We start from the raw sequence: 8,554 nt of genomic DNA, 5'->3' as shown, positions 1-8,554 counted from the left end.
TCCCGTTACTCACCCTTCGTCTCCGCTCAGGGTGAGTGGCACGGTGTTGGTGTAAGTTTTAGCTCTGCCATCACGGTGAGCGCAGTCGAACCATCATGGTGAGTCCTTCGATAAACTGTTATGGTTACTATCCAGTTCTTCAGATGCACATCTATACCTAGAAAAAAGTCTTGATTGGTGTAATCTATCCCTTGTTTCTTCATGACGGTTCCCTCCTTAGTTTTTTGTTAATTATAAGAAGGGAACCGTTTATACTTAACCCCTTTTTGACATAATTCCTCAGGGTAAACTCCGTCGAACCATGAGCGAATAAATATATTGTTTTGGACCAGTTTCATTACGGGTCAAATATTAAATTTTTCGATTGGCGATTCATTCTTTAACTGAATGGAACGTATATATGCGTTCCCTACTTGAATGGTTTATGGAAATCACATACAGGTTGATTGTTTTTCTAATTCACCCTACAGGATGGATGACAAGTCCACCTGGCAGTCAGGCTGCTCGTAGTCCATGATGTCCTTGATTGAAGGGTTTTCCCCACAAAGGGGACACCTCGGGTCCTTCTTGACCTTTAATTCGGCTATAGACATGTTTAGTGTATTGAAAACCAGGAGCCTCCCCACCAGGCTTTGGCCTATTTGCAGAAGCTCCTTGAGTGTTTCGACGGCCTGAATATTCCCGATTATCCCGGCAACCGCACCCAGTATTCCGGCCTCCTGACAACTGGGGATCATGCCGGCAGGCGGGATTTCCGGATAAAGGCAGCGATAGCAGGGACCTCCGGCGTGGGGCTTGAATACGGAGACCTGTCCCTCGAACCTCAGAATGGCGCCGGATACCAGGGTCTTTTTCTCGAAGTAGCAGGCATCGTTCACCAGATAACGGGTGGGAAAGTTATCGGAGCCGTCGAGCACTATGTCATAATCCTTTATGATTTCCCTTATGTTTCTCTTGGTTATCATCTCTTCATACACGATGACGCTCACGTCGGGGTTTAGTTTCTCTAGTTTCTCCTTGGCCGATAGTATCTTCGGCCTTCCTATGTCGTCGGTAAAATGGAGCACCTGTCTTTGCAGGTTGGTGATGTCGACCTGGTCGGAGTCGGCTATTCCTATCGTGCCAACCCCCGCCGCCGCCAGATATAGGGCTATGGGCGAACCCAAGCCGCCTACTCCCACGCAAAACGCCCTTGAACGAAGCAGTCTTTCCTGTCCCACACCGCCCACTTCCGGAAGAAGTATGTTTCTGCTGTAGCGGTATATTTGTTCCTCGGTTAAATCCACGTCTTTACTCCTCCTAATCTTCTGTCAACTCAATCTTTTCTTCTTCAAACCTGGAATCGTAGTTTGAAAGAATCCAGGCCCTTCCGTCATTGTATTTCCCGTTGTTGATTGAAAGTATTATGTAAGCCCAGTTTGGCCAGGCTCTTTCTCTGTCAAATTCCGAAGGACGGGAAGGATGGTCCGGATGAGAATGGTATATACCCAGGATCTCCATCCCTTTTGACCTCGCCCAATCGTCGGCTTCTTTGAAAGAGAGAGGGTCAAGCTCATAGCGGTCACGCGCCCTTTCCTCGTTGAGGTTTCTGCATTCTTTGAAGTTTGTAACTTCCCATTCCCTGCCTATTAAAACTCCGCAGACCTCGTTCGGGTAACCGGATTCGGCGTGCCTTATTATTCCATCGTAAACCGACTTTGCTATCTTTACCACCAGATGCCTCCGCTCAAATATCTGTAACCGCCGTCAGGTAGGATGGTTACTATAACACCCTCCTTTAACCTCTTTGCATATTCAAGTGTGGCATATATCGCCGCGCCCCCGGAATGGCCCACGAATATCCCTTCTTTTTTCACCAGTTCTTTCATAATCCGGTAGGAGTCGTCCGTGGATACAAACATCATCTCGTCGGGAAAGGTAGGGTCATATATGCCCGGAACAATGGAAGTGGCCATGTGCTTCAGCCCTTCCAGTCCGTGAAGAGATTCGGCCGGCTGAATGGCTATAACCTTGATCCTCGGGTTAAGCTCCTTGAGCCTTCTCCCCGTTCCCATGACAGTCCCGCTTGTCCCCATTCCGGCGATGAAATGCGTTACCCTACCCTTAGTCTGGAGCCAGATCTCCGGGCCGGTTGTTTCATAGTGGGATAGGGTATTTGCCGGGTTGTTATACTGGTCAGGCATGAAGTATTTATCCGGATTCTCCCGTTTCAGTTTTTTCGCTACTTTTATCGCTCCATCCGAGCCTTCCAAAGAATCGGAGAAGATGATCTTTGCCCCAAAAGCCTCCAGGGTTTTTTTTCTCTCTACGTTTACGTTTTCCGGTGTAACCAGCTCGACTTTGTAGCCTAATGCCGCCCCGATCATGGCGTAGGCAATTGCAGTGTTGCCGGACGACGAATCCATTATCACCTTGTCAGGGGTGAGCAGTCCCTTCTTGATCCCGTCGAGAATCATCCAGAGAGCGGGGCGGTCCTTTACCGACCCCCCGGGGTTTAGCCACTCCGCCTTCACATGAACCTCGACATCGGGACTAAGCCCTTCCGTAATTTTAGAAAGTCTTATAAGCGGGGTGTTGCCGATTAAATCGACTATGGACTCGGCCCTTTTTTTATCGGGGACGTCGGTTTTCTTTCTGGCTAGAAGTAAATCCATCAGCGGCGCTCGATCAGGAGTTTATAAGATGTGCCTTCCTTGCGGATGTCCAGGATTTTATGCCCGTCTTCCTTTATGCTTCGGGGAACGTTTCTGAGCGGCTCTCCGTCATTTAAACTAACTTCGAGCACCTGGCCAGACCGCATGGATTCGAGTTTTAGCTTGGTTTTCACGAAAGTCATAGGACAGATTTCCTTAGTGATATCAATTTTTTCATCAACCCTTATATCTTCCATTCTACTGCCACCACTAATATTTTTTAATAAATAAACAAGTTAAGGTTACCACATAATGGAGGGGAAACAAACATCCATGGTTTTGCCAAGTGAGACACTAGTTGGCCCGTTAATTCGACAAATTTTAAACTCTTTTTAATTTTTTGATTGTCTTCCGGTTCTAGCCGTTTACAGATTTTTCTGCCAATCGATTGTCAACCTCGACATGCCTAGGAACCGCTTCCACTACCCCGTTTGCCGGGTTCTGATAAAGAGAATGTCTTGATTCCTCTCGTTTGAGAATACATCCATGAAATCGTAAGTGGCGGAGAAAATCACCTCGTTTCATTCAGTAATAACGGTCCCCCCTAATGGCATCATCAGGAATCCCGCGAAGTGCTTCCTCCAATCTGTCTTCAAGGATGAGCTTGATAGCTTCTTTCAGGCTCTCACGGCATTCTTCTATTGTTACCCCTTGCCCGTTTGCTCCGGGGACCTCGAGACAATATCCAATGTAATACTTTTCACCTTTCTCATAAATTGCGTTAAAGTGAGCTAACATGGTTATTCCTTCCTTGTTTTTGAAGTAAACTCACGATTTCTCATTCCGTAACTAACTAGAGTGTGAGCAAAATTGTCGGCAATTCCAATGCTAAATAATCAGCGTAGGCTCAGTAGTCTGGCCTGCTGCTTTTAACCGAAGGTTTTTACCTCTTGCTTGGAAACGGTTTTATCTAGCCAGGAAATTAACGACTCGAATACGGCCTTCCCGTCTTCTCCCCCCACTATATCCTCACAGCATCTTTCCGGGTGCGGCATCAAGCCAAGTACGTTCCCCCCGGAGTTGCATAGGCCCGCTATGTTGTCGGACGACCCGTTTGGGTTCGATTCCAGGGTGATTTCCCCTTTCTCATCACAATATCTGAACACCACCTGGGAATTCTCGTTGAGTTTTATGATGTCGAGTGGGTTTGCGAAATAGTTTCCTTCACCATGAGCGATGGGAATTCTGAGCAATTGTCCTTTCTTCATCCGGTGGGTAAAGGGCGTGTTTATGTTTTCTACACGAATATTAACCCATTTGCAGACAAACCGGAGGGAGGAATTCTTAATAAGCGCGCCGGGAAGAAGTCCCGCCTCGACCAAGACCTGAAAGCCGTTACAGATACCCAGAATAGGCTTGCCGTTCCTAGCGAATTTTTCTACTGCTTTCATGACCGGGGAGAACCTGGCGATGGCCCCGGTTCGAAGGTAATCACCATAGGAAAAACCGCCGGGCAGGATTACACAGTCGAATCCATTCAAATCCGTTTCCTCGTGCCATACGAATTCACATTCCTGTCCGAAAACGTGTTTTAGCACGTGGTAACAGTCATGGTCGCAATTCGAGCCGGGAAAGACGATTATAGCAAAGTTAGGCATTTTTAACCTCGTTACCTATGCTTATATTTTGCCACAAAGGCACCAAGACACGAAGTAGAAATTAGAATACAAAAAGTAGAAGAAACACTTTTGTCTATTTCTAAAACAAATATTTTTTCTTTTCCTTGTGTCTTAGTGTCTTGGTGGCCGAGCATCACTCAATCTTTATATCAAAATCCTCGATAACCGGGTTGGCCAGGAGCTTCCTGCACATTTCTCTAACCCTTTCCATTACCCGATCTTCATCGCTATCCTGCAGCCTAAGCTCGATCAATTTCCCCACCCTGGTTTCTTCTACCTCATCGTAGCCTAGGTTGTGAAGTGCGGAAAGAATAGTCTTTCCCTGTGGGTCCAGGACTACTGGCTTTAGCTTTACCTCTATCTTAACCTTGAATTCTTTCATGTTGTGAATCTTGTCCGGTCGATCGTCCAAAGTGCTTCTTGCGTCGAGACCTTGATGAGCAACCGGCAGGTCCCGATTAAGAGGCCCGAGTTAAAATTTCAATAAGCCTTTCCAGCTCCGTTTTTGAGTAATACTCGATTTCGATTTTTCCTTTTCCGTCTTTATCTATTATTTTAACTTGTGTGCCAAGCACTTTTTTCAGTTCATCAGTGATATGGTTAACATAAAAATCCGATTCATCAAGGTTGGCCTTTTTTTCCCTGTCGGCAGATATTTTCTGGACGAGCTTCTCCGTCCTTCTCACCGAGAGCTTGTCTTTTCTTATGGCGTCGAGGACGTCTCTGGTTTTGCCGCTAGACTGCAATCCCAGAATGGCCCGCGCGTGTCCGGCGGTTATTTCTCCGCTTATCAGGGCTTCCTTGACCTCATCCGGGAGTTTTAGCAATCTCAACTGGTTTGTTATGGTAGACCTTTCTTTGCCGATCCTCTTGGATATCTCTTCGTGCGTCAGCCCGAAATCCTCGATGAGCTGCTCATAGGCGGTGGCTTCTTCTATCGGGTTTAAATCTTCTCTCTGCAGGTTTTCAACCAAGGCCAGTTCCAGTGCCTCCCGGTTGGATACTTCCTTGATTATCACCGGAATTTTAGCCAGACCTGCCTTCTGCGCAGCCCTCCACCTTCTCTCTCCGGCTATAATCTCGTAGTGGCCCTGTGATTTCCTCACGATAAGAGGTTGAAGAATTCCATTTTCTCTGATGGAATCTGCCAGTTCTTCTATCGTTTGTTCGTCAAAATCCTTTCGCGGCTGGAACGTATTCGGCTTGACCTCGGTCACGTTCAGGAGGGTGTAACCGTGCGCTTCCCGCTCCGTGGGGATGAGTGCATTCAGACCTCTACCCAATGTGGCTTTTTTCAACCTGGTGTCCTCCAATCCTGGACGTTATTTCCTGGGCAAGGGAAATATAACTCCTGGCCCCTATCGACTTTGCATCGTAAAGCAGCACGGGCAAGCCATGGCTCGGTGATTCGGCAAGCCTTACGTTCCTGGGTATGACCGTCTCAAAAACCTCGTCCTTGAAAAAGTCTTTAACTTCCTTGGCCACCATATGGGATAGCCTGTTTCTGGGGTCGAATAAGGTGAGGAGATAGCCTTCAACCTCCAGCTCCGGGTTTAATCTTTGTTTGATGAGCGCTATTGTTCGTTTCAGTTGACCGAGCCCTTCCATTGCATAATACTCACATTGTACCGGGACAAGCACCGAGTCCGCAGCGGTGAGGGCATTCACCGTGAGAAGGCTGAGTGAAGGGGGACAATCTATTAGTACAAAATCGTATTCGTCTACTATAGGTTCTATTGCTTCCTTTAATTTCCATTCTCTTCCTTCTAAATTGAGGAGTTCAACTTCGGCCCCGGTAAGTTCCGGGTTTGACGGAGAAACCCCCAGATACCCCTTTAGATTTTGTGGATCTACCTCTAAGATTGTTTCCTTAATATCAACGTCACCGATTATAACATTGTAGATGCTTTTTTCGACCTTTTCTTTGTCTATACCGACTCCGCTGGTAGCGTTGCCTTGCGGGTCAAAGTCGATAATTACTGTCTTCTTTTGAGCTACGGCAAGCGAGGCAGAAAGGTTTACAACAGTAGTCGTCTTTCCCACTCCCCCTTTCTGGTTGGCAACGCATATAACTTTTCCCATTACCCTAGCCCTTGATATTATACTCAGTGACTATTTCAGTCAACACTACCCTTCGCCACCGGACTTGGGGCTAGTTGTAATATTGCGGTGATTTAAGAAAGCTTCTATTATGGTATTCTCGGTATTCGATTTCCTATTCTAAATTTTAGTCGGGCGTGGGTTACCGGATTGATATTTAGTATTGACAGCTTGATACGGATTGTCGTATCCTATTTTGGTCAGCAGAGCAATATTCCGGATAAGTTGCCCACTTCGGATTGAATATTTGAAAAAAATGGAACGAAGGAATGGATGGGGTGAAAGGGTTTTCGCATTCCTTCGTTCCTGGTCCCAACTCTTAATTACCTAGCAAATAGAGCATATGGCTACTCACGATTTCTGGCTTAATTATATGTGTTTTACATTAAAATGCAATACCCTTTATTTTTAAAAAATTTAGACTTAAGTATTGGTTAATAAACATTATTAAACTATAGTGTTAAAAAAGTCATTTCCGGAGCCTAGTTGTGAATTCATCTCCGGGGGTGCGAGCGAAGGTAGTAGTATTGTCTTTGCTGTTAAAATAAGTTCTTATCTGTAAAAACTCATACATTCAAGGGAATGAGCCATGGCCGGACGAAACAAACGCTGTGACTGGGCTCTAGGCAACCAGATATTGGTAAAATACCACGACGAGGAATGGGGTGTTCCACAATTTGACGACCGGATTCTCTTCGAGTTTCTGGTCTTGGAGGGTGCTCAGGCAGGCTTGAGCTGGATGACCGTGTTGAACAAGCGAGAGAACTATAGAAGGGCATTTGACGGCTTCGACCCCTCGAAAGTAGCACGATTCGACAAAAAAAAGGTGGATAACCTGCTCAAGGATGAGGGCATTATCCGTAACCGATTGAAGATTGAGTCATCCGTCATCAATGCCAAGATGCTTCTCCGGGTGAGGGAAGAATACGGCAGCTTCAGCGAATACATATGGCGGTTTGTCGACGGAGCGCCAATACAAAATTCTTTCCGCTCCATAAAAGAGGTGCCGGCGAAGACAAAGGAATCTATTTCCATGAGTAAAGATTTACTAAGGCGAGGTTTTAGGTTTGTCGGCCCTACGATCTGCTACGCCTTCATGCAGGCAGTAGGCATGGTCAACGATCATCTGGCCGGTTGTTTTCGCTACAGACAGATTCGTAGCTACCGAGCCATTAAGTAGGGGCACGCTGCAGCGTGCCCCTACTTATTCTTAATTTTTAATCGTATCTTCTAAAATGAACAATTTTATTTTAGAATTTGTTATAGCACTTGTTCGGCTAACCCCGGTCATAATCTCGTCAGGAGTCGAGGATATCCGGTAAGAGTAGTTAACCGATAAGTTTATGAAGGAGGATACAGAGATGGGGGATGTAATTCTGGAGTTACTCGAGTTTATTAAAAAGGAACATCAGCAAATCAGGGAGAATTACATAGAGGTTACCAAGGAAGCCATCGCCGAGATGAAGCAGCTCAGGCAAACACTCGAGAGCGTCAACAAGGCATTGGCTAATCTGGACAAAACGCACAACCTGAGCGAGCTTAGTCGAGAAAGATTCGTAACCCTGAAGGAGCTGACCGAGCTGTATCCGATTCCGCTGAAAAGGTTGTTAGACATAATTTCTAGGGACAAGTTCCCGGTGATAGAAGAGAATGGGGAAATTAGAGTTAGACTAGATAAGTTTGACCAGTGGTTTAAGGGTAGTGAAGTCGGCGACGAGTCTAATATTGTCAGGCTGCACGAAAGCGAGTGAATTTTTCTATCATTAATACACCAACTTCTCCTCTGTCTAATTAAGTAGAAGGCTTTACTCAAAAACCTCTACCTGTCTTTGTATCCGGGAACATCCCTCCAGATGAATGAGAGAACAAGCTTAATCGGGTGTCCGCCTTGGTTGTTATTCCCAAATGTATTAATCGGGAATCCACCCTCTCTGTCATTCCCAAAATCTTTTATCGGGGACCCATGAGCTTTTTGGATTCCCAGTTTCGTGGGAATGACAAGAAGGGGGAGAATTGCCGAAACCGAGTAAGATTCCTCACATAGTTTACCCTGAGGAATCGAAGGGTTCGGAATGACAGATTGCTAGGTACATTAGCAGCGTGTGTGAGAATAAGCTATCTAGGTATGACCATTCAACTGAC

Annotated in this window: 12 protein-coding genes; 2 read left to right on the top strand and 10 right to left on the bottom strand. The window is 46.1% G+C overall.

What is annotated here, in order from left to right; all coding sequences use genetic code 11:
* Window positions 1-464: 464 nt before the first annotated feature.
* The 10 genes from moeB to VNN20_02500 all read right to left on the bottom strand — a co-directional run bounded on the left by moeB (window position 465) and on the right by VNN20_02500 (window position 6,394).
* Window positions 465-1,286, bottom strand: coding sequence for a molybdopterin-synthase adenylyltransferase MoeB (gene moeB, locus VNN20_02545; GenBank protein ID HWP91061.1), 822 nt, complete (start codon window positions 1,284-1,286; stop codon window positions 465-467).
* 13 nt (window positions 1,287-1,299) lie between these two features.
* Window positions 1,300-1,713: a M67 family metallopeptidase gene (locus VNN20_02540; GenBank protein HWP91060.1), complete on the bottom strand. Its 414-nt coding sequence runs from the start codon at window positions 1,711-1,713 to the stop codon at window positions 1,300-1,302.
* Window positions 1,707-2,654: a cysteine synthase family protein gene (locus VNN20_02535; protein ID HWP91059.1), complete on the bottom strand. Its 948-nt coding sequence runs from the start codon at window positions 2,652-2,654 to the stop codon at window positions 1,707-1,709. Before VNN20_02535 ends, VNN20_02540 begins: the two co-directional genes overlap by 7 nt.
* On the bottom strand, window positions 2,654-2,890 hold the full coding sequence (locus VNN20_02530) for a sulfurtransferase TusA family protein (GenBank protein ID HWP91058.1): 237 nt from the start codon (window positions 2,888-2,890) through the stop codon (window positions 2,654-2,656). The genes VNN20_02535 and VNN20_02530 overlap by 1 nt, the downstream gene beginning before the upstream one ends.
* Window positions 2,891-3,050: 160 nt before the next feature.
* On the bottom strand, window positions 3,051-3,218 hold the full coding sequence (locus VNN20_02525) for an addiction module toxin, HicA family (GenBank protein HWP91057.1): 168 nt from the start codon (window positions 3,216-3,218) through the stop codon (window positions 3,051-3,053).
* Complete coding sequence (locus tag VNN20_02520; GenBank protein HWP91056.1) at window positions 3,219-3,431, bottom strand: type II toxin-antitoxin system HicB family antitoxin; 213 nt, start codon at window positions 3,429-3,431, stop codon at window positions 3,219-3,221.
* Window positions 3,432-3,562: 131 nt separating this feature from the next.
* Entirely contained in the window at window positions 3,563-4,291 is a 729-nt protein-coding gene (gene purQ, locus VNN20_02515) for a phosphoribosylformylglycinamidine synthase subunit PurQ (protein ID HWP91055.1), read from the bottom strand.
* 154 nt (window positions 4,292-4,445) lie between these two features.
* Window positions 4,446-4,694: a phosphoribosylformylglycinamidine synthase subunit PurS gene (gene purS, locus VNN20_02510; protein ID HWP91054.1), complete on the bottom strand. Its 249-nt coding sequence runs from the start codon at window positions 4,692-4,694 to the stop codon at window positions 4,446-4,448.
* Between the two features lie 76 nt (window positions 4,695-4,770).
* Complete coding sequence (locus tag VNN20_02505; GenBank protein HWP91053.1) at window positions 4,771-5,610, bottom strand: ParB/RepB/Spo0J family partition protein; 840 nt, start codon at window positions 5,608-5,610, stop codon at window positions 4,771-4,773.
* The gene (locus tag VNN20_02500; protein ID HWP91052.1) at window positions 5,588-6,394 is read right to left on the bottom strand and encodes an AAA family ATPase; all 807 of its coding nucleotides are present in this window, start codon (window positions 6,392-6,394) and stop codon (window positions 5,588-5,590) included. The genes VNN20_02505 and VNN20_02500 overlap by 23 nt, the downstream gene beginning before the upstream one ends.
* 607 nt (window positions 6,395-7,001) lie before the next feature.
* Between VNN20_02500 and VNN20_02495 the strand changes: the two genes are divergently transcribed.
* Window positions 7,002-7,592: a DNA-3-methyladenine glycosylase I gene (locus VNN20_02495; GenBank protein HWP91051.1), complete on the top strand. Its 591-nt coding sequence runs from the start codon at window positions 7,002-7,004 to the stop codon at window positions 7,590-7,592.
* A gap of 181 nt (window positions 7,593-7,773) precedes the next feature.
* Window positions 7,774-8,163, top strand: a complete 390-nt coding sequence (locus VNN20_02490) for a hypothetical protein (protein ID HWP91050.1) — start codon at window positions 7,774-7,776, stop codon at window positions 8,161-8,163.
* Window positions 8,164-8,554: the final 391 nt, after the last annotated feature.

It is taken from the genome of Thermodesulfobacteriota bacterium, from assembly GCA_035559815.1.
Classification (GTDB): domain Bacteria; phylum Desulfobacterota_D; class UBA1144; order Nemesobacterales; family CSP1-2; genus DATMAT01.
The sequence above is the reverse complement of the archived record's forward strand: the minus strand, read 5'-3'. Positions and strand labels throughout refer to the sequence as shown.

Coding starts and splice junctions, on each gene's coding strand:
- VNN20_02500 (HWP91052.1), bottom strand. CDS start 6,394: ATGGGAAAAGTTATATGCGTTGCCAACCAGAAAGGGGGAGTGGGAAAG.
- VNN20_02495 (HWP91051.1), top strand. CDS start 7,002: ATGGCCGGACGAAACAAACGCTGTGACTGGGCTCTAGGCAACCAGATA.
- VNN20_02490 (HWP91050.1), top strand. CDS start 7,774: ATGGGGGATGTAATTCTGGAGTTACTCGAGTTTATTAAAAAGGAACAT.
- VNN20_02535 (HWP91059.1), bottom strand. CDS start 2,654: ATGGATTTACTTCTAGCCAGAAAGAAAACCGACGTCCCCGATAAAAAA.
- purS (HWP91054.1), bottom strand. CDS start 4,694: ATGAAAGAATTCAAGGTTAAGATAGAGGTAAAGCTAAAGCCAGTAGTC.
- VNN20_02525 (HWP91057.1), bottom strand. CDS start 3,218: ATGAAACGAGGTGATTTTCTCCGCCACTTACGATTTCATGGATGTATT.
- VNN20_02520 (HWP91056.1), bottom strand. CDS start 3,431: ATGTTAGCTCACTTTAACGCAATTTATGAGAAAGGTGAAAAGTATTAC.
- purQ (HWP91055.1), bottom strand. CDS start 4,291: ATGCCTAACTTTGCTATAATCGTCTTTCCCGGCTCGAATTGCGACCAT.
- VNN20_02530 (HWP91058.1), bottom strand. CDS start 2,890: ATGGAAGATATAAGGGTTGATGAAAAAATTGATATCACTAAGGAAATC.